20 protein-coding genes and 6 pseudogenes are annotated in these 23,473 nt (G+C 63.1%); 9 read left to right on the top strand and 17 right to left on the bottom strand.

Going from position 1 to position 23,473, the window contains the following annotated elements; genetic code table 11:
* Positions 1-107: 107 nt before the first annotated feature.
* From lysA to C795_RS0100495, 3 genes are all read right to left on the bottom strand, one after another.
* Positions 108-1,577 (bottom strand): diaminopimelate decarboxylase, encoded by a 1,470-nt coding sequence (gene lysA, locus C795_RS0100485; RefSeq protein WP_017791797.1) that lies wholly within the window; start codon positions 1,575-1,577, stop codon positions 108-110.
* Positions 1,578-1,833: 256 nt separating this feature from the next.
* On the bottom strand, positions 1,834-3,261 hold the full coding sequence (locus tag C795_RS0100490) for an APC family permease (protein WP_026139333.1): 1,428 nt from the start codon (positions 3,259-3,261) through the stop codon (positions 1,834-1,836).
* 34 nt (positions 3,262-3,295) lie between these two features.
* Positions 3,296-4,393: an alcohol dehydrogenase catalytic domain-containing protein gene (locus tag C795_RS0100495; protein ID WP_017791799.1), complete on the bottom strand. Its 1,098-nt coding sequence runs from the start codon at positions 4,391-4,393 to the stop codon at positions 3,296-3,298.
* A gap of 155 nt (positions 4,394-4,548) precedes the next feature.
* Here C795_RS0100495 and C795_RS0100500 point away from each other — a divergent pair, with 155 nt between their 5' ends.
* The gene (locus C795_RS0100500) at positions 4,549-5,985 is read left to right on the top strand and encodes a PucR family transcriptional regulator (protein WP_017791800.1); all 1,437 of its coding nucleotides are present in this window, start codon (positions 4,549-4,551) and stop codon (positions 5,983-5,985) included.
* A gap of 130 nt (positions 5,986-6,115) precedes the next feature.
* Entirely contained in the window at positions 6,116-6,430 is a 315-nt protein-coding gene (locus C795_RS0100505) for a hypothetical protein (RefSeq protein ID WP_017791801.1), read from the top strand.
* Positions 6,431-6,440: 10 nt separating this feature from the next.
* On the opposite strand, the gene C795_RS0100510 is transcribed toward C795_RS0100505, so the two are convergent.
* The 6 genes and pseudogenes from C795_RS0100510 to C795_RS14670 all read right to left on the bottom strand — a co-directional run.
* Entirely contained in the window at positions 6,441-7,202 is a 762-nt protein-coding gene (locus C795_RS0100510) for an LmeA family phospholipid-binding protein (protein WP_017791802.1), read from the bottom strand.
* A gap of 18 nt (positions 7,203-7,220) precedes the next feature.
* The gene (gene argS / locus C795_RS0100515) at positions 7,221-8,891 is read right to left on the bottom strand and encodes an arginine--tRNA ligase (RefSeq protein WP_017791803.1); all 1,671 of its coding nucleotides are present in this window, start codon (positions 8,889-8,891) and stop codon (positions 7,221-7,223) included.
* Positions 8,892-9,006: 115 nt separating this feature from the next.
* Positions 9,007-9,495: pseudogene (locus C795_RS14665) on the bottom strand (IS3 family transposase); the annotation flags it as partial.
* An 8-nt stretch (positions 9,496-9,503) separates the two neighbouring features.
* A pseudogene (locus C795_RS16725) lies at positions 9,504-10,919 on the bottom strand (IS30 family transposase).
* A 60-nt stretch (positions 10,920-10,979) separates the two neighbouring features.
* Positions 10,980-11,066, bottom strand: a pseudogene (locus C795_RS17890) (hypothetical protein); the annotation flags it as partial.
* 40 nt (positions 11,067-11,106) lie between these two features.
* Positions 11,107-11,541: pseudogene (locus C795_RS14670) on the bottom strand (IS3 family transposase); the annotation flags it as partial.
* Between the two features lie 239 nt (positions 11,542-11,780).
* Here C795_RS14670 and C795_RS0100535 point away from each other — a divergent pair.
* The 6 genes and pseudogenes from C795_RS0100535 to C795_RS0100560 all read left to right on the top strand — a co-directional run bounded on the left by C795_RS0100535 (position 11,781) and on the right by C795_RS0100560 (position 15,828).
* Positions 11,781-11,999, top strand: coding sequence for a hypothetical protein (locus C795_RS0100535; RefSeq protein WP_017791807.1), 219 nt, complete (start codon positions 11,781-11,783; stop codon positions 11,997-11,999).
* A 490-nt stretch (positions 12,000-12,489) separates the two neighbouring features.
* Positions 12,490-13,557 carry an ACR3 family arsenite efflux transporter gene (gene arsB, locus C795_RS0100540; protein ID WP_017791808.1) on the top strand — a complete coding sequence of 356 codons (1,068 nt, stop codon included), beginning with the start codon at positions 12,490-12,492 and terminating at the stop codon, positions 13,555-13,557.
* A complete protein-coding gene (locus C795_RS0100545; protein WP_017791809.1) occupies positions 13,554-14,570 on the top strand; it encodes a metalloregulator ArsR/SmtB family transcription factor in 1,017 nt (338 codons plus the stop codon). The genes arsB and C795_RS0100545 overlap by 4 nt, the downstream gene beginning before the upstream one ends.
* Before the next feature lie 24 nt (positions 14,571-14,594).
* On the top strand, positions 14,595-15,002 hold the full coding sequence (locus tag C795_RS0100550; protein WP_017791810.1) for an arsenate reductase ArsC: 408 nt from the start codon (positions 14,595-14,597) through the stop codon (positions 15,000-15,002).
* Between the two features lie 94 nt (positions 15,003-15,096).
* Positions 15,097-15,492: pseudogene (locus tag C795_RS0100555) on the top strand (HAD-IC family P-type ATPase); the annotation flags it as partial.
* A gap of 24 nt (positions 15,493-15,516) precedes the next feature.
* On the top strand, positions 15,517-15,828 hold the full coding sequence (locus C795_RS0100560; protein WP_017791812.1) for a metal-sensitive transcriptional regulator: 312 nt from the start codon (positions 15,517-15,519) through the stop codon (positions 15,826-15,828).
* Positions 15,829-15,850: 22 nt separating this feature from the next.
* On the opposite strand, the gene C795_RS16225 is transcribed toward C795_RS0100560, so the two are convergent.
* Genes C795_RS16225 through C795_RS0100595 form a run of 8 tightly spaced genes read right to left on the bottom strand, consistent with a single transcriptional unit; the run spans position 15,851 to position 22,948 of the window.
* Positions 15,851-17,194, bottom strand: coding sequence for a heavy metal translocating P-type ATPase (locus C795_RS16225; RefSeq protein ID WP_232225396.1), 1,344 nt, complete (start codon positions 17,192-17,194; stop codon positions 15,851-15,853).
* Positions 17,191-17,730, bottom strand: coding sequence for a P-type ATPase (locus C795_RS17465; protein WP_232225397.1), 540 nt, complete (start codon positions 17,728-17,730; stop codon positions 17,191-17,193). Before C795_RS17465 ends, C795_RS16225 begins: the two co-directional genes overlap by 4 nt.
* 58 nt (positions 17,731-17,788) lie before the next feature.
* Positions 17,789-18,517, bottom strand: coding sequence for a Crp/Fnr family transcriptional regulator (locus C795_RS14680; RefSeq protein WP_026139334.1), 729 nt, complete (start codon positions 18,515-18,517; stop codon positions 17,789-17,791).
* Positions 18,518-18,565: 48 nt separating this feature from the next.
* Entirely contained in the window at positions 18,566-19,234 is a 669-nt protein-coding gene (locus tag C795_RS0100575) for a class I SAM-dependent methyltransferase (protein ID WP_017791815.1), read from the bottom strand.
* Complete coding sequence (locus C795_RS0100580) at positions 19,231-20,136, bottom strand: NADP-dependent oxidoreductase (protein WP_017791816.1); 906 nt, start codon at positions 20,134-20,136, stop codon at positions 19,231-19,233. The genes C795_RS0100575 and C795_RS0100580 overlap by 4 nt, the downstream gene beginning before the upstream one ends.
* A 35-nt stretch (positions 20,137-20,171) precedes the next feature.
* On the bottom strand, positions 20,172-20,603 hold the full coding sequence (locus C795_RS0100585) for a cupin domain-containing protein (protein WP_017791817.1): 432 nt from the start codon (positions 20,601-20,603) through the stop codon (positions 20,172-20,174).
* A 17-nt stretch (positions 20,604-20,620) separates the two neighbouring features.
* On the bottom strand, positions 20,621-22,660 hold the full coding sequence (locus tag C795_RS0100590) for a heavy metal translocating P-type ATPase (RefSeq protein ID WP_017791818.1): 2,040 nt from the start codon (positions 22,658-22,660) through the stop codon (positions 20,621-20,623).
* A gap of 51 nt (positions 22,661-22,711) precedes the next feature.
* The gene (locus tag C795_RS0100595; RefSeq protein WP_017791819.1) at positions 22,712-22,948 is read right to left on the bottom strand and encodes a heavy-metal-associated domain-containing protein; all 237 of its coding nucleotides are present in this window, start codon (positions 22,946-22,948) and stop codon (positions 22,712-22,714) included.
* Between the two features lie 239 nt (positions 22,949-23,187).
* On the opposite strand from C795_RS0100595, the pseudogene C795_RS16735 reads away from it, so the two are divergent.
* A pseudogene (locus tag C795_RS16735) lies at positions 23,188-23,331 on the top strand (IS3 family transposase); the annotation flags it as partial.
* Positions 23,332-23,473: the final 142 nt, after the last annotated feature.

Below are 23,473 nucleotides of genomic sequence, written 5' to 3' on the forward strand. Positions count from 1 at the left end.
CGCACACGTGGTGCGCGGCAGGTCGTGGGGTCGGCGCGTGGCGCTGCGATGGTGCAGTGCTGGACATGTGCGAGGCGTTGTCGCCGCTTCTGCCCGCGCCGATTTGGTTAGTGCGCAGCCGGCGGAATCTCACACGCTGCAGCCCGGGGTGCGGGGCTCCAGGGTGTTGCGCCCGACACGCTCTTCGCCAGCAGTTGTTCCTCGGTCTCGCCCTCCACGATGAGGCGGGCGGTGCCGTTAGTGACGGCAACAACGGGCGGCCGGGGCACGTAGTTGTAGTTGCTCGCCAGCGACCAGCAGTAGGCGCCGGTCGTCGCCACCGCGAGGGTATCGCCGGGGCGCACGTCGCCGGGCAGCAGGTCGCGCGGCACCACAATGTCGCCCGACTCGCAGTGCTTGCCGACGACGCGGGCCAGGGCCGGTGCCGCCGAGCTCTCGCGGTTCGCGAGCACGACGTGGTAGTCGGCGCCGTAGAGTGCGGGGCGTGCGTTGTCGCTCATGCCGCCGTCGACGCTCACGTACAAACGCTCGCCGAAGCCGAGGTCTGCCGGGTCGGCTGCGGCATCACTGCCCGCGAGCTGCACGGACTTGGTCGTGCCGACCGTGTACAGCGTGACGCCGGCCTGGCCGATAACCGAGCGGCCGGGCTCGAAGGCGAGCTTGGGCACGGGCACGCCGAACTCCTCGCAGCTCGCGGCAACAATGTCAGCGAGTTCGCGGGCAATGCGCGACACCTCGGGTGCCTCGTCTGCCTGAGCCGGGGTGTAAGCGATACCGAAGCCACCGCCGAGGTTGAGCTCGGGAATGTCTCGGCCCGCAAGCTTCGCGAGCTCGGGGTATACACCGAGCAGGCGGCGTGCCGACTCGCGGAAGCCCTCGGTCGCGAAGATCTGTGAGCCGATGTGGCAGTGCAGTCCGACGAAGTCGAGCGAGTCGTGGCCGAGAATCTGGGCGACGAGCTTGGGGGCGTCGGCGAGCGGGTTGCCGAACTTCTGATCCTCGTGCGACGTCGCAAGGAAGTCGTGGGTGGAGGCGTGCACGCCGCTGTTGACGCGCAGGCGCACGCGCTGCACGCGGCCCTGGGCGGTCGCGACGCTGGCGATGCGCTCGATCTCGATCGCACTATCGATGATGATGGTGCCGACGCCCGCCGCTACGGCGCGCTCGATCTCGCTGATCGACTTGTTGTTGCCGTGGAAGCCGATGGTCTCGGGCTTTACGCCGGCCGCCAGTGCGACGGCGAGCTCTCCCCCGCTTGCGACGTCAATCGCGAGGCCCTCCTCGGCCATCCACTCGGCAACCTCGACGCACAGAAACGCCTTGCCCGCGTAGTAGACGGTCGCGGTGGTGCCGATGCGCTCGGCCTCGCTCCTGAGGGCATCGCGTACCTCGCGGGCCTTGGATCGAGCGGCGTCTTCGTCGATGACGTACAGCGGTGAGCCGAACTGCGCGGTGAGATCGGTGGCGCGAATCTCGCCAATCTTTAGTTCACGGCACTGGTTGCCGCGTCGCGCCGAGGGCGGAAACACGCGGGTGTCGATGGCGTTCAGGGCGGCAGGCTGAGTCTGCTCGGTCACTGGGGGCTCCTGAGAGGGGGAAACGGGTTCAAGGACGCGCTCGCATCGGTTGCATCATGCAACGCGTGGCGAGCGGACCCGGCTTGGCCCCTGAAGCCGTGCGAACGGAGACGTGGGTCTCAGAACGAACCCCTCTAGCCTATCGCGGCTCGTATGCGGTCGGTGCCACGGACACGTCATATGACGATGCACGAAAGCGCCCGGAAGGTTCCGCCCCAGTACGAGCGAGCCCTTCCGAGCGCTGTCGTCAGAGGAACTACCCGACTCCCTCGAGCATCTCAGTATGCGTGTTACCGACGTTGAGTAGTACCTCGGGCCGGTTCGCCTTGATCCACCAGAATCGCGCGAAGGCAACGAGCATCGTGGCTGCAAAGAGGTACGGGATCAAGTTGATCGGGAAGGCGGGGGCGGGCCACACATTGGCGAAGAACACGTATGACATGGCTAGCACTGCGATCGTGGCACACACCCACACCAGGCGGTTGGGAAGCCGTTCGCGGGTCGTGTAGACGACACCGGCGATTGCGACGAGCGCATACGCGACCATGTAGCCGTAGGTGCCATAAGTGTCGACCCACACGACGATTTCCATCGGGTGCGTTCCTATGAGAAGTAGGACAATGTCGAGCGCGATCGCAGCCGGGCCAGCGATGAGCAAGACACGGTGCGGAGTCAGGTGCTGCTCGTGCGTGCGGCCGAAACGCTCGGGCACGATGCCTTCCTTACCCATCACGTATACGATGCGTCCGACAACATTCAGCGGTGCCACCACGACGGCAAAGAACGACGCTGCAACGCCCAGCACCAGCACGGGCGCAAACCAGGCAGGCATGCCGATGCGCTCGTCAATGGCCTGGAGCGGGCTCGCGACAGTGCCCAGGTCGTCACCAAGCACGGCGATCTGGGTGTACGCGGCGAAAACGTACAGCACACCCACGGTGACGGCACTCCACATAATCGCGCGCGGAATCGCGGTGTGCGGATTCTTCGCCTCACGCCCGAGTGCGTCAGCCGACGAGAATCCCACGAAACCGAGGATACCGAGCACCATGCCGGCGGCTACGCCCTGAAACTGAACGCCCTCAAACGAGAACTGTGCGGGGTCCCACGCATCAGGCCCGAGCCAGATGAGTGCCGCAATGAGCAGCACCAGAATAATGAAAACCGACACCAGCTCGAGCACGAGCGACACCCGAGCTGAGACCCTGATGCCGCGGATCGTGAAGAACGTTGCCAGGCCGCCGATGACAATCGCGAGGCCGATGAGCCATCCAGTGCTTTCGGCCGCCTGGATCCCAAAGATACCCAGGAAGTCAGCGGCGTACGAGACCGCGCCACCCAAGGATCCGGCCGCGATGCCCCAGGACCCAATGAGCAGTGCCACCCCGGCCGCAAATGCTCCAGTGGGCCCCAGGCCCTTGGCGACATAGGTGTAGAGCGAACCTGCCGAGGCGTGCCGGCGAGCGAACATCGAAACGATGTAGCCCACGCAGAGGATCACGATCGTTGCGAGCACGAATGCGAACATCGTGCCGTTGCCCGCGCCTATGAAGATCGAGGCAGCCGTGAATGCAATGACGGCGCTGGGGGCGATACTTGCGATGGCCTGAGCGGCGAGTTCGGGGCCCGACATGACCCCTTCGCGAAGGCCAGCGTCAGATTTACGGGTAGTCGTTTGCGTCATAATCTCTCCGATGAGTTGACTAAATTTGAGGGATTTACGGAATCAAGAGCGTGCGCAACACGCCCCCGGTTTCGAGGTCATCGAGTGCCTCTGCCGCTTCGTCGAGCGGTCGGCGCCCCGAAATCAGCGGATCGAGCAGCAGCTGGCCGTCCATGTAGCGGTCAACGAGCGCCGGAATATCAATCGAGGGTCGCACCGAACCATAGTTTGAGCCAAGAATGCGCTGATCTGCTTCGGCGAGCACGAGCGGTTCGAACGACGCCTTCGCACCCGTCGGCGGCAGCCCAACAATCACAGAGGCACCGCCCAGACCGAGCATCCGGATCGACTGCTCCGTGGTGATCGTGCGTCCGATCGCGTCAAACGCGTAGTCGACGCCATCAGGGATCAGTTCGAACAACTGTTCAACTGCATCGCGCTCCGACGCGTCGATACGATCGGTCGCCCCAAACTGAACTGCCATGTGGGTCTTCTCGGGCACCACATCGATCGCGATAATTCGCTCGGCGCCTGCGAGCTTCGCCCCCTGAACAACGTTGAGGCCCACGCCGCCGCAACCAATCACGGCGACGGTTGATCCCGGCTCAACAGCGGCGGTGTTCAGCACCGCACCCACCCCCGTGGCAACGGCGCATCCGACAACGGCGATGACGTCGAGCGGCGCATCATCGCGCACCTTGATGGCGCCCGAGGCGGGCACCACGACCTCCTCGGCGAACGATGAGACCCCGAGGTAGTGATGGATCTGCTCATCACCCAGCGTCAGGCGTGAGGTCCCGTCGAACAGCACGCCCTTCGGCGCCACCACAGTCGCAACCTTCTGGCATCGTGCCTCGTGGCCCTGCTGGCAGTAGCGGCATTCGCCGCACGGCGGCACCCAGCTCAGCACGACGTGGTCGCCAACAGCGAGGGAGGTGACGCCTTCACCCAGCTCAACCACGACACCCGAGCCCTCGTGACCCATCACCATTGGGGCGGGGGCGTCCCACTCGCCGCGCTTCACGTGAAGGTCTGAGTGGCATACGCCGGCAGCGGCAATCTTGACGCGAACTTCTCCCGCACGAGGTGCAGCGAGGGTGACGTCGGCCACCTCTGCTCGAGTAGCGGGATCGCGAAACACGACAGCTTTCATGGGTACTCCTTTGTGATCTACCACCTGCGTTTAGCCCCGCCTCCGATGGCGGGGTGCGCAGTGCTCCTGAGATCGTACGAGGTAATCCGCCACCGCCACACTGTGCCATTGGATGGTTATGATTCACCGAAGTGACCGAACGGTACACTCGACACATGGCATTAGATGTACAGGCGATCGCGCGCAGGTTGGGCGGCACTGTCGCCGCCCACGGAATCACCGAGCGGACCCGCGTCGATCGGGTCACCCCGTTGGACGAGTTTCTCGTCGTGGGCAACCCCGAGTATTCAACGCTGGTCACCGGAGAGGCCGATAGTCTCGAGATTCGCCTAGCTCAGGCTGGCACCTCGGAAGATGCGATTCTCGGTGCGGTGTTCGTCACGAACAAAGATACGACCGAGCTGCGGGCGTTGCTCAGTCAACACGGGATGACCGCGGTGCTCGGTTGCAGGTGTTCTGGGGCCACCCTCTTTCAGTCGTTGCGTGCCATGCTCGCGGAGGACGTCGCGGCATCTGACCGTCTCGCAACAGCGGGCATGAATGTACTCACCCAGGTCGCACGGCGTGGCGGTGTAACCGCGGTCATGGCCGAACTCGTGCACCGAGTGGATGGTTGGGCGGTGCTTCTCGATGCCGCGGGCGACCCCATCGCGACCGCCGGTGCCGGGCGCTTGCACGTTGCCGACGCGATTTCCGTCGCGTTGGGCAGGGCCGTTCGGGTGCGGCATCCTGGCCTTCAGGTGCACCAGGTGGGCACGGACCAGGATCTCGTCGGCCACCTCGTCATAGCCACACGCTCCGGCGCCACGAGTCGCGCTCGGGATCTTGCCGAGCAAGCTGCGGCACTCTGTGATTTGCTGTTACGCACCAGCAATCCATCGCGCACAGAGAACCTCGGCCGCGCGGCTCTCATCGACGTCCTTGATGCCGGCGGACGTCCTTCCCAGGACCTCTTGCGTCGCTGGGGTGTGCACGAGCAGGTCCTGACCGCTTTCGCTGTTGGGACGCGAACCCGCACCATCGATGTCGAGCGGCTCGTGCGCAGATGGCTCGATGAACTGGGGGCCGAGCATATGTTTACATTCTCAGGCAGTGTGGCGCGCGGGTATGTGCGTGCCGATCTGGCCGACGCCCTCGTGTCACTCGTCTCCAGGCACGTCGCGGTCGGTGACGTGCCTCTCTCACTGGGGTTGGGTGAGCCCTCCCCCGTGGACCGGCTCGTACGCAGCGCAGCGCAGGCACGCCAAGCGCTAGAGTCCGCACTCGAGAATGGTGAGCGGACAGTTCGGTTCTCCCGGCTCGCGACCGTCGAACTCGTGCTGAAGAATCTAGCCGGGCCCGCAAACGATTCCCTCAAGTTGCTCTTACAGCCGCTGACCCAGGCAGACGGCGCCCAAGGTGACCTCACACTCACCCTGCGGGTATTCCTTGCAGAACACGGTGCCCACCGGCGCAGCGCCGGCCGACTGGGCATTCATCGACAAACACTCCACGCTCGTCTGCAGCGCATCGAAGAACTCACAGGTCTATCGCTCGACCGCGCCGACGACCGCGCGGCGGCCTGGTTTGCCCTGCGCGCATCTGGTCAATGAGCACCCAGGTCGGGTACCGTAATCGAGCATGACGAGCAATAGAGCTTGGGCACTCGCCTCGGCGATTTCGTGCGTACTGCTATTAGGTGGGTGCACGAGCGGTTTGACGCCGACCGATCCTGGGTAAGACATGCCACCGACCTATGATGCTCCCGCAGGGGGCGGGCCCGAGGCACTCATCACTGGAGAGCTGCGTTACAGCGAGGGTTGCGTCTCGCTGCTGGCCGATGACGGCACCGAAACATTTCTGGTATTCACCTCGGTGGGTGCACCCGTCGTTTCAGGAACCACGTTGACCTATGACGGCGCCCAGTACGAACTCGGTAGTAAGGCAAGCTTTGGTGGGGGCTACGGTATCCCAGCGAATGTCAGCGTCGTTTGTGGCGGAGCTGACGACGCGAACTGGTTTACTGTCTCGAGCCCAGGCACTACCGGGAACGAGTAGCTGACTCGAACTACGCGCAGGTCCCGGGTTCCTGCTGCGCAGGGTCTGACAGGATCGTCGGGGACAGCGCCGCCCGCAGGGTCACCGATCCGGTACTCGACAGATCAATTGCCGTGAGCTCAATCCCTCGCGGCAGCCGATCCGCAATGCACACGCTCTGCGGTTTCAAGATCGGGTCTAGTAGCGAGCCGGTCGCCGCCCCCAGCTGCTCAGCGGACAGGTCAAACCCTGCGGCCTTCACGCCGGTCGGCTCGACCGTCACCTCACCGTTTTCGACGCCCAAGTGCAGAGAGGCTTCCAACGACACCCCTTGGCCGAAGAGCTCGAGCGAGCGGCCAACGACAAGGTCGTCTCCGCGCACCTCCCCCGACTGCGCGATTCCCTGCGTGAGCATCTCAATCGTGGGGCCGAGCTCGTCCTTGGGAACGGTGAGCGCCACGGTCGCGCCCTGAATTTCGCCGGTGGTCGGGTTGAACGGGGTGAAGTCCGCGTGCACGCGCGCGTCGGCAGTGAGCCCCTCAATGATGGGCACCCCGGGCGCAATGACGGCCACATCGTTCACGCCGCCGCGCAGCGCACCAATCACCGTAGAACCACCCAGCTCAACATCGATGGGATGGTCGTCGCTGAGCTTGAGCTCGCTGCGCACCGCCCCCTCGATGACCCCCGGAATGATGAGCCTGAGCGCGACCTCTGCCGCGCCCACGAGCAGCGCGAGCACGGCAACCACGCCCAGTGCTCGCGCCCACCACCGTGGCTTGCGCTGTGTCATTGCGATCCGGATCGAGATCTAGAGGCGCTCGGGCGCCGAGACACCGATGAGATCGAGGCCGTTGCGCAGCACCTGACCCGCGGCGTCATTCAGCCACAGGCGGGTGCGGTGCAGGTCACCGATCGGCTCCTCGCCGAGGGGCAGCACGCGGCAAGCGTCGTACCAGCTGTGGTACGCCGAAGCCAGCTCCTCGAGGAAGCGTGCGACGCGGTGCGGCTCGCGCAGCTCCGCGGCACCCGCGACGATGCCGGGGTACTGCTGCAGCTTGCCGAGCAGCTCGGCCTCGGTCTCGTGCGTGAGCAGCTCGGGCGCGAAGGCACTGCGGTCGATGCCTGCCGCCTCAGCGTTGCGGTCAACGGCGCAGGTGCGCGCGTGGGCGTACTGCACGTAGAAGACCGGGTTGTCGTTGGAGCGGCTGCGCACCTGTTCGCCGTCGAGCGCGAGCGGCGAGTCTGCCGGGTAGCGTGCGAGCCAGTAGCGCAGGGCGTCGGCACCGAGCCACTCGAGCAGGTCGTCGAGCTCGATGATGTTGCCCGCGCGCTTCGACAGGCGTGCACCGTTGAGGTTCACGAGCTGGCCGATGAGCACGGTGACGTCGGTCTCGATGTTGTCCCCCGCGGCACCGGCGATTGCCGTGAGGCGTCCGATGTAGCCGTGGTGGTCTGCGCCGAGCAGGTAGATCTTCTCGCCGAAGCCGCGATCCTTTTTCGACAGGTAGTATGCCGCGTCGGCCGCGAAGTAGGTGTAGATGCCGTTGCCGCGGGTGAAGACGCGGTCCTTGTCGTCGCCGAAGTCGGTCGTGCGCACCCAGGTGGCGCCGTCTTCGTCGTAGACGTGGCCCTGCTCGCGCAGGCGTTCAATCGCGGACTCGATGGGGCTGGGTTCGCCGTTCTCGCCCTTCGCGTGCAGCGTGCGCTCCGAGAAGAAGACGTCGAAGTGCACGTTGAAGCGCTCGAGTGAATCCTTGATCTCGGCGAGCTGCATCTGGTAGCCGAGCTCCTCAGCCTGCTCCTGCGCGGCCTGGCGGTCCGTGGCAGCGAGCTCGGCGAGGCCGGGGATCTGCTCCTTGATGCGGGCACCGAGCGACTGGATGTACGCTCCCGGGTACGCGTCCTCGGGAGCTTCCTCGCCGAGGGCGGCAGCCAGCACCGAACGGCCAAACTTGTCCATCTGAGCGCCTGCATCGTTGATGTAGTACTCGCTCGTGACGGTCGCGCCAGCGGCACGCAGTACGCGGGCAGTCGAGTCACCGAGGGCGGCCCAGCGGGTGTGGCCCATGTGCAGCGGACCCGTGGGGTTTGCCGACACGTACTCGAGGTTGATGTTCTCACCCGCGAGCGTGTTGGTGCGGCCGTACTCGTAGCCCTGCTCGACCACGCGGCGGGCGGTCTCGCCAGCGCTTGCGGCGTCGAGGGTGATGTTGATGAAGCCGGGGCCGGCGATCTCGGCCTTGGCTACACCGTCAATGGCGGTAGCCTCAGCGACGACCTGCTCCGCCAGTTCGCGCGGGTTGACGCCCAGCTTCTTGGCAAACTTCATGGCCACGTTCGAGGCCCAGTCACCGTGCGCTCGGTTTTTCGGTCGCTCCACCTGCGTATCAAGCTCGGTGACCTCGATGTCACTGCCTCGGTCGGCGACGATAGCGGTCAGGATGCGGGCGATTGCTGCGGAGAGTTCTTGTGGCGTCACAAGGGGTAAGTCTACTCGTCTCGCGATGATCATTCTGCCAGGTTGTGGCTATGTGTTTCCGTAGACGGCTGCGCACTCGGGGGGTCTGCTGAAGCTTTGATTGACTCGGGTTTCTTCAGGCCGCGAGTGCGACGCTGCCTACATTAACAACTTCAAACTCGACCGGGGTCAACTTCCCAAGCCCACGCTGGCGACGCTTGCGATGATACTTCCCCTCAATCCACGCCACGATCGCGAGACGAAGCTCCAGCCGCGTTTCCCACACCTTCCGGTCGAGCACATTTTTCTGCAGGAGCGAGAAGAAGCTTTCCATCGCCGCGTTGTCGCCCGCCGCCCCTACACGCCCCATCGACCCCTGCAACTGGTGCCTGGTGAGCGCGTGTTGGAAGCTCTGCGATCGAAATTGACCGCCTCTGTCTGAATGCACAATCGTGCCTACCGGATTCCCGCGCTGCTCCACCGCGTTCGTGAGCGCGGCCACAGCAAGGGCCGCTTGCATTCGGTCACCGATCGAGTAGCCCACGATCCGGTTCGACCACACGTCTTTCACCGCGCAGAGATAGAGTCTGCCTTCTTTCGCTTGGATTCCAGTAGTCGTTGCAACACCTGCACCTACAAGGCTTCTATTAAAGCAGCCATTCGCTCAGCGGGAGTGTCCCACCCGAGCGACTTCCGGGGTCTACCGTTGAGCTCGGTAGCAACGGCCGCGAGGCGCTCAAGAGTGTGTTCGGCCAGATTGGTCCCCTTGGGGAAATATTGCCGCAGAAGACCATTCGTGTTCTCGTTGCTGCCACGCTGCCAAGGGGATGCCGAATCAGCGAAGTAGACGCTGAAGCCAGTCACGGCGCTGAACGCTCGATGCTCTGACATTTCTGCTCCTTGATCCCAGGTCAGCGAGCCACGCAACGAGGCTGGGAGATGTTCGACTGTAGCGATGAGTGAATCTCGAACTGCTTCGGCGGTTCGTTCCTGGCCCAGGTGGCCAAGCATTACGAACCGTGTGGATCGCTCAACCAAGGTAGCGATCGCCGAGCCATTCAGCGACCCGATGATGAGGTCGCCCTCCCAATGCCCGGGCACCTCCCGTGACTCGACTTCATCGGGCCGCTGGGAGATCGCGTTCATCGGATCGATGAACCGGGGGCGGCGGGCATCGGACTGTCGATGCGGTTTACGAGCCACTCGGCCGCGTCGTAACTGCTTGCTGAGTTCTCGTTTGAGTTTTCCGCGGCAGTGGACATAGACCGCTTGGTAGATCGTCTCGGTGCTTACACGCATCCCCGTGTCGGTAGGGAAGGTCCTTCGCCAACCTGCAACTGATCTGCTGCGGCGACCACTTCATCGCCAGCCCCTCTTGCACGTAGGCGAAAAGAGCATCATTGGAAAGCAACTTCGGCTGCCTCCGCCGGGCTCGTCGTTTGACCGAAAGCCGGTGCGCAGTATGGGGCAGATAGCCCCTGGTCGAGACTGTGTTGCGGCGCAGTTCACGACTAATCGTTGATGGTGATCTCCCATCTCCAAAGCGATCTGCCGGATCGATAATCCGGTGCCTCTCAGATCTTGAAGTTGCTCCCGTTCAATGACGCTGAGGTATCGTGGGTCGATGATTCTCTCGACAACGTTGAGGTCGACACTCCCGCCAATAGCGCGGGATCTGCGTTCGGGCATGCCTCCATTGTCGCGTTCAGGGTAACGGACAATCCGGCCGTCGGGATAAATTCTGCCGCGCTTGATGATCGTGATGCCCTTGTCCCAGTCAGTGACTGATCGGGCGTCGGCACCTACTCGTACTCTGGCCTCCGCACGCGTAAGCCCCGCAGCACGCAAACGTAGGAACTCCTCGCGGCGAGGGTTCACCCGTCGTGCTGCACTCGTTGAGATGCCAGCTTTCCGTGCCCAGGCATATGCTGTGGGTTTGTGGATATCCAACTCACGGGCAACGGTTGAGATGATCTGCCGTTCGCGAACCAGCCGTAGAAACTCTGCTTTCAATTCTGGGGAATACTGGCGAGGGGTAGCCCGCTGCATCGTCAGGCCGGTTTTCCGTAACCAGTTGTAGCCGGCGTCCTCATGAACGCCAGCGGCTCTCGCGGCTGCGCGAACGGTCCCGCCTTTGTCGAGTAGCCGAAAGAACTCTTCCCGCTGCGCGTCTGTGTATTTCTTTCCAGCCATCATCACACCTTCCGGATGGTGTTGCGACGACTGCTGGAATCCAAGTCGTCCACTGCTCCGTAATATCCGTAAGCCACAACCAGTTCGGCTGCTCCGCGGTGAACTCACGCTCGACCAGATCGTCACCCACCGGCGCGCCAGCACGGGCGTTACGTGGCTTACGTTTCGTGATCACCGAACGGATGCCAGCGACACGGCACAGCCGCCACACACGCCGTTCTGACACTTCGTAGCCCAGGCCTTGGAGCTCGTCGGCGAGGAACCGGTACCCGAACTCGGGGTCTTCCGCATGAATCTCGCGCAACACCTCGATGAGATGTTGCTCCTCGAGTTCACGCTTGGACTGGGGCCGTTTCACCCACTGGTAGTACGCCTGCTTCGTAAATCCCAGCACCCTGCACGCCACCGCGACAGGCACCCTCACTGGGGCACCTACTGCGGCCATCTCTTGGACGAGCGGGAACACTATTTTGGGGGTCCCTGCGTAGACAGTTTTCAAACCCCGGACCCGCACTAGAAACGTTGATATCACGCTGGAAACGAGGGGTATACCGGGTGTCTCAGCGGGTCGATAACACCCCGATTCGGGACGCTCGAGGGCCCTGTGTCAGGAGGATTGGGAAACCTTAAACCTTTCTCACCCCCTCTGAAGCAGACCGGCTCGTCGATGATTACCTCGCTGGTCTCAGCGTCGGCTATCTCGCTCAGAAGTATGGTGTGCACCGCGCGACAGTCTCGAAGCACCTCACCCGGCAGGAAGTCGTGCGCCGTCAGCATGGGCTTACGATCGACGAGGCCGCTGAAGCAGTGAAGCTGCACGGCGGCGGCATCTCGATGCGCGCGATCGCCCGCACTCTCGGTGTAGACCGCAAGCAGGTGCGCATCTCACTCATCGCAGCTGGTGCAATTGTCACCAACTCCTCGACCATGAATTGAGATAAAGCCCTCCTCGACAGGCGCACAGTCGCTCTCGGGCCTCCCGCTCGTTGAGGTGAGAGTGGAAACCAAACTGTCGGTCAGATCAATAGTGAGCCCACATCCCTTCGCACCCAAGCTTCGCATCACTTTACTGCTCATGGGGCTACTCGTTCCTCATCTGCTTTCATCTTCAACCTCATCCCGATCGCTGGATAGCCGCCCCCAAGGCCATCGCGCCGACTGGCTGGCAGATCCACTCTCGAAAGGTCACACACATGGACATCAAGATTCTCGGCCCCGACTGCCGCGTAGCGGCGTCACCCGCGCAGCAAGCCTGATCTACGGCGGTCGTACGCTCGCCTCGTGAACGGCAAGTGAACGACGGAAGAGCAAGGCATGAACCCCTTCGCCAGAAGTTGCTTCAGCCATCGATACTCACCAATATAGAAGAATGTCGAATCAAGGAAGCGGCTCATTAACTGCACCACCCCGGGCAACTCCGAAACGCATGTCGACGCTCGATAAGTGGTTGCCGCTGTGGATCGGCCTCGCCATGGTCGTGGGCCTCCTACTGGGGCGCTTCGTTCCCGCTCTCTCCGACTTCCTCGCCCGACTCGAGGTGGGCGGTATCTCGGTGCCGATCGGCATCGGGCTGCTCGTCATGATGTACCCCGTGCTCGCGAAGGTTCGGTACGACAAAGTCGCGGCAGTCACCGGCGACAAACGGCTCCTCATCTCTTCGCTTTTGCTGAATTGGATCGCTGGCCCCGCGGTCATGTTTACGCTCGCGTGGCTCTTCCTCCCCGACCTGCCGGAGTACCGCACCGGCCTCATCATCGTCGGGCTCGCGCGCTGCATCGCGATGGTCGTGATCTGGAACGATCTGGCCTGCGGCGACCGGGAAGCGACCGCGGTGCTGGTCGCCATCAACTCCGTCTTCCAGGTGGTCGCATTCGCGCTGCTCGGCTGGTTCTACCTGACCGTGCTGCCCGGCTGGCTCGGCCTCGACACGCAAGGCCTTGAGGTCTCGGTCTGGCAGATCGCGCTGAACGTGCTCGTCTTCCTTGGGGTCCCCCTGATCGCCGGGTTCGCCTCCAGGTGGATCGTGGAGCGGCGGCGAGGACGGGACTGGTACGAGGTATCCTTTCTCCCTGTTATCGGCCCGTGGGCGCTGTACGGGTTCCTCTTCACGATCGTGCTGCTCTTCGCACTCCAGGGTGATGCGATCATCGCGAACCCCCTCGACGTGGCACGCATTGCACTGCCGCTCTTCATCTACTTCGGCGTGATGTGGTTCGCGGGTCTCCTGCTCGGCAAAGCGCTCGGCATGGGGTATGCCCGATCCACCTCGCTCGCTTTCACCGCGGCGGGCAACAACTTTGAACTCGCGATCGCGGTTGCGATCGGCACCTTCGGCGCCACGAGTGGGCAGGCCCTTGCCGGTGTCGTCGGCCCACTCATCGAGGTGCCGGTACTGGTGGGTCTCGTGTATGTGTCGCTGTGGGCGGCCCGAGCATGGTTTCACACCGACCCCTACGCCCCGGTAGCGATCGAGACACCCGTGAGGACATCATGAGCAACACCATCCCCGCTCCCACCGATCGCACCTGTGAACCCGATGGGTCACACCCGATCGGGATCGATGCCGCAACCGTCGTGGCGAGTCGGCTCAAGGCACTCTCCGACCCGCTGCGCTTGCGTATGCTGTCAGCGATCGTCTCCGATCCGCGCGGTGAGGCCTGCGTCTGCGACCTCGCCGAACTCGGCGACGTGTCGCAACCGACCATCTCACACCACCTGAAAGTACTCAAAGACACCGGCCTCCTCACCTCCGAGCGCCGCAGCACCTGGGTGTACTACCGGCTACAGCCCACCCAAGAGGCGGCGGTCAGAGCATTGTTAGAGTCGTTCGCGCCCGCGGCAGTGCTCGCCGCCGAGGCGCCTGAGGAGCACGAGTGTTCCCACACGCCAGCCGAACCGGTAGAGAACCTCGACGAACGTGTCACCCACCTCGCGGACGAGCTCGCCGCGGAACACGCCGTGATTAGTCGCGACCTGGTTGTGACCGTCGTCCGCGAGTCGTACGCGAGCCTCGCACGCTCGGCGAAGGTGACGCGACACCTCATTCCACTGACCGAGCGCTTCGCGAGACAGCGGCTCACAGATCTCACCCGCGACCACGAAAACGGGATCCCGCAGGTGCTCTTCGTATGCGTGCAGAACGCGGGCAGATCACATCTCGCGGCAGCACTCGTCAACCAGCTCTCGGGTGGAAAGGTCCTCGCACGGTCTGCAGGATCCACCCCAGCAACCGACGTGCACCCACGTATCAAGTCGCTCCTCACAGAAATCGAGGGCGACCAGGCGCAGGAGCGATTCCCAAAACCGCTCACCGATGACGCTGTACGCGCGGCTGATGTGGTGGTCACCATGGGGTGCGGCGACGTGTGCCCGGTCATTCCCGGGGTCCGCTACGAAGACTGGGCCGTCGGCGATCCCGCCCTCGCCTCCGCTGAAGAGCTTGAGGCGATTCGCGACGACATCGCAGCCCGCGTGCGCACACTGCTCGACACCCTCACCTCACACTGACGGAACTGGAAGAGAAGACGTAACATGACCACCGAACAGAAGCCCACCGTACTCTTCGTCTGCGTGCACAACGCCGGGCGCTCGCAAATGGCGGCCGGTTGGCTGCGCGAACTCGCCGGCGACCGCGTCGAGGTACGCTCTGCGGGTTCGATGCCCGCGGAAATGATTAACTCGGTCGCAGTTGAAGCGATGCGCGAGGTCGGCATCGACATCACCGCTGAGCAGCCGAAGATCCTCACGACCGAAGCGGTGCAGGCGTCTGATGCCGTAATCACTATGGGCTGCGGTGACGCATGCCCGTTCTTCCCCGGCAAGCGGTACGAGGATTGGAAACTCGAGGATCCGGCAGGGCAGGGTATCGATGCGGTGAGACCCATCCGCGACGAGATCAAGGCACGCGTTGAAGCTCTGCTCGCGGAGCTTCTCGACTGAGCATCTCGGTGGGGTTTCTCTCAGGGCTTCACACCACATGAAACTGCTCGTCGAGGCGGGACTCGTCACTCGAGAGCAGCGGTAAATGGGACTTCTATCAGCCGTCGGCGACGGCGTCAACGATGCCCCCGCCCTCGTGCAAGCCGATGTTGGTATCGCTATCGGGGCGGGCACCGATGTGGCGATCGCGTCGGCAGGGGTGATCCTCGCCAGCTTTGACCCGCGTTCGGTGCTCTCAGTGATCGAACTCTCACGTGCTGCCTACCGCAAGATGAAACAGAACCTGTGGTGGGCGGCGGGGTACAACTTGATTTCGGTGCCGCTTGCCGCCGGTGTGCTCGCCCGCGTCGGGTTCGTGCTGCCGATGTCGGTCGGAGCGATTCTGATGTCGCTGTCGACGATCGTCGTGGCGCTGAATGCCCAGCTCTTGCGCCGCATCGATCTCAGCCCAGAAGCCAGCACTCGCGCCGTGCTCGAACGCACGAACTGACCTCACGCAGCCCAGGATCAGCACATGTCATCAACCACTGAATCGCACGCGTCGCACCACGGGTATATCGGCGATAAGAAGCGCTACCTGCAGCGCATGAAACGAATCGAAGGTTTGGCCCGGGGCATCGCGAACATGATCGACGAAGAGCACTACTGTATCCACATTCTGACCCAGGTCAGTGCGCTCACCCGCTCGCTGCAGGGGGTGGCGACGGGGCTGCTCGATGATCACCTGAAGCACTGTGTGCTCGATGCCGCCAAGCTTAGCGACGAGGCCGCCCACGAGAAGATTCAGGAGGCCACTGCCGCGGTCAACCGGCTGATCCGATCGTGACTGTGTGAGTCGGCCTCGCGGGTTAGCCTACCGGCACTTCCCGCCGAGCAGGGCTCTCGCGCCGCGCACCCCGGTGCGCTCGGAGCGCGCGGAGCGCCGACAGAATGGCCACAAAGTCAACAATCTCTTGCAGCAGCGCTCCCACCACCGCCGGCAAATAGCCGGATGCGGCGACGAGCATCAAACCGACTGAGATGATGATGCCCATCCAGATCGACTGCAGGGCGATCTGCACCGTGCGCCGCGAGACATAGGCCACATCTGCCACTCGCGCGATGTCGTTCGAGGTGATCACCGCCGCTGCTGACTCGCTCGCGACCGTTGCACCCCTGCCCGCCATCGCAACACCGACGTCGGCGGCCGCCAGCACCGGGGCATCATTGATCCCATCGCCGACCATGAGTACGGGTCTCGGCCGCATCGCCTGCACAATCCGCACCTTGGTCTGGGGAGTGGTCTCAGCGTGCACCGTCTGAATGTCGACCGCGTGTGCGACAGACTCCGCGGTCGACGTGATATCACCGGTCACCATCGCGATCTCGGCTACGCCTGCTCGGCGAAGACGGGACACCGTGTCTGCAGACTGCTCACGAATCGGGTCGGACAAGATGATCACTCCGGCGAGCTCGTCACCGACCGATACGTAGACGGCCGTCTCCCCAGCTGAGAGTACGGGTCGATCGATCGCCCCGGTCACCTCTTCGATAAATGAGGGCTTGCCCACTCGCACCGAGGTGCCGTCTGCCAGGGAGGCGAGGACACCGTTTGTTGCCACCTCGTCGGCCGTCACCACTTCGGGAAGCTCAAGTTGCTGTGTGCGTGCCGATGCCACGATCGGATCGGCGAACACGTGCACGGAGTACTGCTCGGCGGCGGCCGCGAGCTGCAGCGTCTCGTCTACGGTGCGAGCAGCAGGGTGAATCTCGACGACGTCGGCTTTACCTTCGGTCAAGGTGCCGGTCTTGTCGAATGCGACTGCACGGACCCGGGCGAGCACCTCTAACACGCCACCGTCTTTGATGATGACGTTGAGCTTTGCCGCGGAACTCATCCCGCCCATGAACGCGACCGGGGTGGCGATGAGCAGCGGGCACGGCGTCGCCACGACGAGCACCTCGGCAAATCGCACCGGGTCCCCGCTGAGAAACCACGCGAAGCCCGCAATCAGCAATGACACAATGGTGAACGGCACCGCATAACGGTCGGCGAGTCGCACCATCGGTGCCCGGGAGTCCACGGCCTCCTCGACCAACCGTACGATCGAGGCGTAGTTCGAATCGGCTGCCACCTTCTGCGCGCGCATCGTGAAGCTCGTCGTGCTGTTGACCGTTCCAGAAAGCAGTGGGTCGCCCGCGCGGTAGTTCACCGGGATCGGTGTTCACCGGTCACGGATGATTCATCAATCGTCGCGTGATCCGATAGGAGCACCCCGTCGACGGGGAGGATCTCTGAGGAGCGCACCAGCAGTTCGTCGCCGACTTTCACCTCTTCGATCGCGATGCGTTCGACCTCACCTGTTACCGGGTGAATTCGACCCGCGAATGCTGGGGCTCGGTTCAACAGTTGGTCGAGTTCTCGGCTCGCGCGGCGAGCGGCGAGGTCTTCGAGCGCTTCCCCTCCGGTGAGCATCAACGCGATGATGAGCCCCGCGACATATTCCTGTACGGCGAGTGTCGCGATCATGGCGATGACCGCAAGAATGTCGAGCCCCCAATGCCCGCGCATCAGATCTTTGAACATGTCGATCGCGGTGATCACGATCACGATACCGAGCACCAAGTATGCGGTGACCCCGAGAGCCATCTCTGCGCCGGTCAGCCAGAGCATAACCCCGGTCACCAAACCGACGAGCACGAACATCATTAGCTTGCGGTTGCGAAGAAATTCCACCGTCGATGACATTGCGTGTGACGCTTCCGAGGTACGTGGGGCGATGGTCTGGGCTGGCACGGTGCTGTTCTCAGTCTCTCTTCGTGAGGGTTGAGAGTGCGGTGAGCGCGGTCACATCAGTAATCGTGATCCGCCCCTGTTCCTGTTGTGAGATCACCCCGGTGTCGGTGAGTTTGCGAAGTTGCCGACTGAGGGACTCTGGTGTCGTGGACAGGAGCGAAGCGATGTCCTTCTTTGCGAGCGGCAGCGTCACGTCGATGGCTCCTCGCGGCCCTGGCGTCGCAGGGAGCGAGAGCAGGTAATCGGCGAGACGAGAGCTCACGTTTCCCGAGATGACAGAAGCCAGCCGCGCCTCAGTATCATCCAAGCGCTGACTCACTCCTTGCAGCATGCGCAGCCCGATGCTCGGATGCTTCTCGACGAGACGCCCGAGATCGGCATGACGGAACACGCACAGTTCGGTATGCACGAGCGCTTCTGCTGCGTGATCGGGTCTCGTGCCGGTGAGAAACGCGGATTCTCCGATGAAGTCGCCCGGACCGAGGACCCGGATCACCTGCTCGTGCCCAGCCGCACTTGTGCGAGCGATCTTCACCTGACCGGTGTGCACCACCATCAACTGCGACATATCCGAGCCTGCTGTATACGCCTGCTCGACAGCGTCTAATCGGACGGTACGTGCAAATCCCGCAACTTCCACTTGCTGCGCATGTGTGAGCCCTTGAAACAGTGGTACACGGGCCACGCAGAGATCATTTGCTGGATCAGCATCCACATCGGTCGAAACAGCCAACGGCATCCTTCCCTTCCCTTCTAGTATGGCGACTCGTGGCACAACACACGCGCTTCAGCTGAAGCCAGGGGTGGCGCGTGCAGTGATGTACGCGTGTGGCGTCCGCGGGTTCGAGCGCTGCCCGATCACCTCGAACCCGGCGTGGGTGAGGGCTTCGACCATTTTGTTCATCGGCCACCGGTATGCGGCGGCGATCGGATGGTCGAATGCCTCTAGCCGCGGCCCCGCGAAAAAGGACATCAGCAGCGATCCGCCGTCACCCAGCCGAGTGCGCAGTGTTGCGAGCGCGTGTAGGAGCTCTTCTGAGCTCATGTGAATGGTCGAATACCAGGCGAGGATCCCGCCCCAGCGGGTCTCGCAACGGGCGAGATCTTCGATGGAATCGTGATGGAACACAACCGCGGGATGTCTGGCTCGGGCAATCGTGATGAGGCGATCCGATGGCTCGAGCCCTTCCACCGTGTGTCCGAGGCGTGCGAGGTGACCGGTCCAACGCCCGGTACCCGCGCCGACATCAAGAATGGGGCCATCGACTGCCGCGGCCCACGGCTCGATGACCGCACGGTCAGGGTCATCCGGTGAGATCTCGGCGCCGAGAATGCCCTCGATATCAACCTCAGGCGACCCGTATGCATCGGCCACCCGGTTTATTGAGGCCACAGGATCAGACGTCCGTGCTGCTGTGAATACGGCGTCCGTCGGTGCCTCAGGCCGCTGGGTCATGGTTCGATGATCACTTTGCCGGCAGTGTGCCCGGCCTCCACCATGGCGACGGCTTCCGCAGCCCGATCGAGACTGTACCGGTCCGTCACCTGCGGGTCGACGAGACCGTACTGGGCGACGCCGGTGACCTTCTCGAGCCCTTCACGCGTGCGCACCACCGCTACGCCACCGAGTTGCTGCACGGTGGTCGGGTCTGCGGTACTGATGATGACGCTCGGGTCTTTGGCGACGACCGCGAGATCACGAAGCGCCTGCCCACCGACCAGGTCGATGAGCACATCAACACCCTCCGGCGCGATGGCACGCACCCGGTCAGCCGCACCCTCCCCGGAGGCAACGAACGTCGCACCGGTCGACTCCACCAGTTCCTGCTTCGCTGCACTGGCCACACCGATGACCGTGAACTTGTGCACATTGCCGATCTGCGCCGCCATCAGCCCGACCCCACCTCCGGCGCCAAGAATCAGCATCGTCTGACCAGGTTCCAGCTCGATCTGATGCGTCACGTCATACGCAGTCGCCCCTGCGACAGGCAGTGCTGCAGCGTCAGCAAAGGAAAGCTCTTCGGGCTTCTGGACGGTTTGTGCCGCATCCAACACCGTGTGCTTCGCGAACGTTCCCTGTCCTTTGGCCGCGAGGCCGAGCACCATGTCACCGACAGCGAAGTTCTCGACCTCTGCGCCTACGGCGGTGACGACACCGGAGGCCTCTCGGCCCATCGGTGCGGGAAGCGGCCAGTGGGAGCCCATCTGCCCCGCACGGATCTTCCAGTCAGCAGGGTTCACCCCGGTCGCTTTCACTTCGATCGCGAGCTCTCCAGGCCCAGGCGTCGGAGCGGGGCGTTCAACGAGTTCCTGCGTCTCGGGGCCGCCATAGGCGGCGAAGACCAGCGCTTTCGACATTATTGACTTCTCCTCGTTCTCCAGGTGAGTGACACTTACGTGGTTGCCTGTGGCGGAGCGTCTTCACCCGAAGCCTCTGCCGCATCAGCGAGTTCCTTCGTGGCATACTCCGCGTCAATTGCGTGCTCCGGAGGTGAATAGACGGTGTAGAGCACCAAAGGCTCATCGCCAGTGTTGCGGAAGTTGTGGCGAGTACCGGCCGGGACAGCGCACAGGTCGCCAGCATCAACGGTGTGCGTCTCGCCGTCAAGGTCGGCCTCTCCGCTGCCCGACACAAAACTCAGCAACTGGTCGGTGGTGTCATGCACCTCGTCGCCGATCTCCCCGCCCACCGGAATCGTCATCGCAACGAGTTGGGAATGCTTTCCCGTCCAGAGCACCTGACGAAAATTCGTGTTTGCTTTCGCGACCTCGTCGATGATGAAGTGCGTCGCCTTCTCGCCGACGCTGAACTGGTTCTCACTCATGTGTGTGTGGTCCTTTCTTAAGATGGAAGTTCGGATGAACTCTGGGCCGTGGCTGGTTCGACCGGGCGGCCTGTTTCATGTGCGGCTCGGGCGCGTTCACTCCTCGACAACGCAGTGGCTCCTTGGGTGTTGCGCAGCAGGCGCATCGCGTTGAGGATTACGATGAGCACCGATCCCTCGTGCACGAGCATGCCGATAGCCATCGTGACACCCCCTGCGAAGACCCCGACGAGCAGCACGACAACGGTGATGAGCGCGATCCAGATGTTCTGGCGCATGACGTTCACGGTGCGTTTGGCGAGGCCGATTGCTTCGGGCAGTTTCAAGAGGTTGTCGCCCATCAGGGCAATGTCTGCCGTCTCCACGGCCACCGCTGAGCCCGCTGCACCCATGGCAACACCAATGTCGGCGGTCGCGAGGGCCGGGGCGTCGTTCACGCCGTCGCCCACCATCGCGACCGTGTGCCCCTCGCGCTGCAACCGCGCGACAGCGTCGAGCTTGTCCTCGGGTAGCAACGAAGCATGGATCTCATCGATACCGACCGCCTCACCGATGGCTTCGGCGACAAGGCGCGTATCTCCGGTGAGCATCACCACCTTCTGCACCCCGCTAGCGTGCAAGCGCCTGATCATCTCGGGGGCATCCTCGCGGATCGTATCTGCGACACCGATTACGCCAAGCACGCTCTCATCGACCGCGACAATCATGGGGGTCTTTCCTGCCGCTGCCAGTTTGTTCGCAGCCACAGCCGCCCTCGCGTCGTTCACGATCCCGTACTGTTCGAGCAGCGGCACGTTACCGATGAGTACCCGCTTGCCGTGAGCGTCGGCCACGATCCCCTTGCCCACGACCGGTGTGACCGATCCCGGAAGGCACTCGGGGGCCACTCCTTCTTCTCGTGCGGTGTCGAGGATCGGGCGGGCAAGTGGGTGCTCGGACCCTGCTTCTGCGGCGGCTGCCCAGCGAAGCACCTCGCGCCGATCCGCTTCAGGATTGAGCACAACGATGTCGGTGAGTACCGGGCGGCCCTCGGTGAGAGTCCCCGTCTTATCGACTGCGACGGCCGAGATCTTGGCCGAGGTTTCGAGGTACTCGCCGCCCTTGATGAGAATCCCGTTGCGGGCCGAGCGGCCGATTCCCGCTACGATCGCCACGGGAATCGAGATGACGAGCGCGCCCGGGCAACCGATCACGAGCAACGTGAGGCCGAGCACTACGTCACCAGAGGTGAGGCCCGCCGCAAGCGCGAGTACCATCACCGCGGGCGTGTACCACTTCGAGAATCGGTCGATGAATGCCTGCGTTTTCGCTTTCGCATCCTGCGCTTCTTCGACACGGTGAATGATGCGCGCGAGCGTCGTGTCGGCTCCGATGCCGGTCGCCATGACCTGTAGGAATCCGCCCCGCGAGATCGTGCCCGCAAACACGTGATCTGACTTCGTCTTTTCGACCGGGATCGACTCACCCGTGATCGATGCCTCGTCGATCGCTCCGGTGCCTGACACGACCTGCCCGTCGACGGGAACTTTCGCTCCGTTCTTTACGAGCACGATCTCGCCCATGCGCACCTGATGTGCGGCGATCTCGACCTGCTCACCGTCGCGCATCACGACTGCAACGTCGGGGGCCACCGCGACCAACTCAGCGAGCGCTGCACGGGTCTTGTTCATCGTGCCGGCTTCGAGTGCGTGACCGATCGCGAAGAGGAACGTCACGGCGGCAGCTTCCCAGAAGTTGCCGATGAGTGTCGCGCCGATCGCTGCAATCGATACGAGCAGGTCGATACTGATGAACTTTACGAGCAGTGCCCGGACGGCCTTCACGACGATTCCGTACCCCGCGACAATTGCTGCGGCGAGCATGAACGCGTTCGCAAGGGTAAACACATGACCAGAACCGTGGGCGTGTTCGCCAGCGTCGATCCACCATTGCGGACCGACCGTGACGTTCCAGCTGCCGCCGAAGAGCTTTTCGACGCCGAACGACACGAGAATGAGGAGGCCCGAGACAACGGGAATGAACCAGTTGCCATACCGCCACTTACGGAACGCGTTCACGAATGTGCCGCCTTTCGAATTGGTGAACTTAATGCGTGAGGAGCCGTTTGGCTAGAACGCGGAGGCCTTCGACTTATAGCCGGCCTTATCGACAGCAGCAATGAGATCGTCGACGGAACTTCTTGTCTCATCGTGGTCGATCTCAACGCGACCCGAGGCGAAGTGCACCGTCACGTTCTCGACGCCATCGAGCTTGCCGACCTGCTTCTCGATCTTGGTCACGCACGACGGGCACGAGAAACCCTCGGCGCGCAGCAGAGTGTGGGTGGTGTCAGTAGCGTTTGCCATGATGAGTCCTTTCGCTTCACCCCGAAACGGGGATCGACCAGGAGGTTCCTGGCCTTCACGACCCAGACTATTGTGTTGACAGAGCCTCAGCCTTGACCTAGATCAAGTCGTGCTCGGAGCTCCTCTCTGTGGCTCACCAGCTACTTGGGTGCTGTGAGTCGCTTCTTGGTTGATCTGCTGGGCGCCATGAAGGTCTACAAGACCGAACTGATCCGTCAGCAAGGCCCTGGCGGACGGTCGAGCAGGTCGAGCTTGCGACCCTCGAATACGTGTGGTGGTGGAACCATGAGCGGCTCCACGGGGAACTCGATATGCGTACTCCAATCGAGGTCGAACAGGCGTACTACGCTGAAACCGAGACGCTTCTGTCACCGACCGGCTGACAGGGAAACCGGTCGGAACAAGAACCAGGCCAATTCAAACCGCATCGACAGTCCGATGCCCGCCGCCCCCGGTTCATCGATCCGATGAACGCGATCTCCCAGCGGCCCGATGAAGTCGAGTCACGGGAGGTGCCCGGGCATT

The sequence above is a fragment of the Leucobacter salsicius M1-8 genome, assembly GCF_000350525.1.
Taxonomy (GTDB): domain Bacteria; phylum Actinomycetota; class Actinomycetes; order Actinomycetales; family Microbacteriaceae; genus Leucobacter; species Leucobacter salsicius.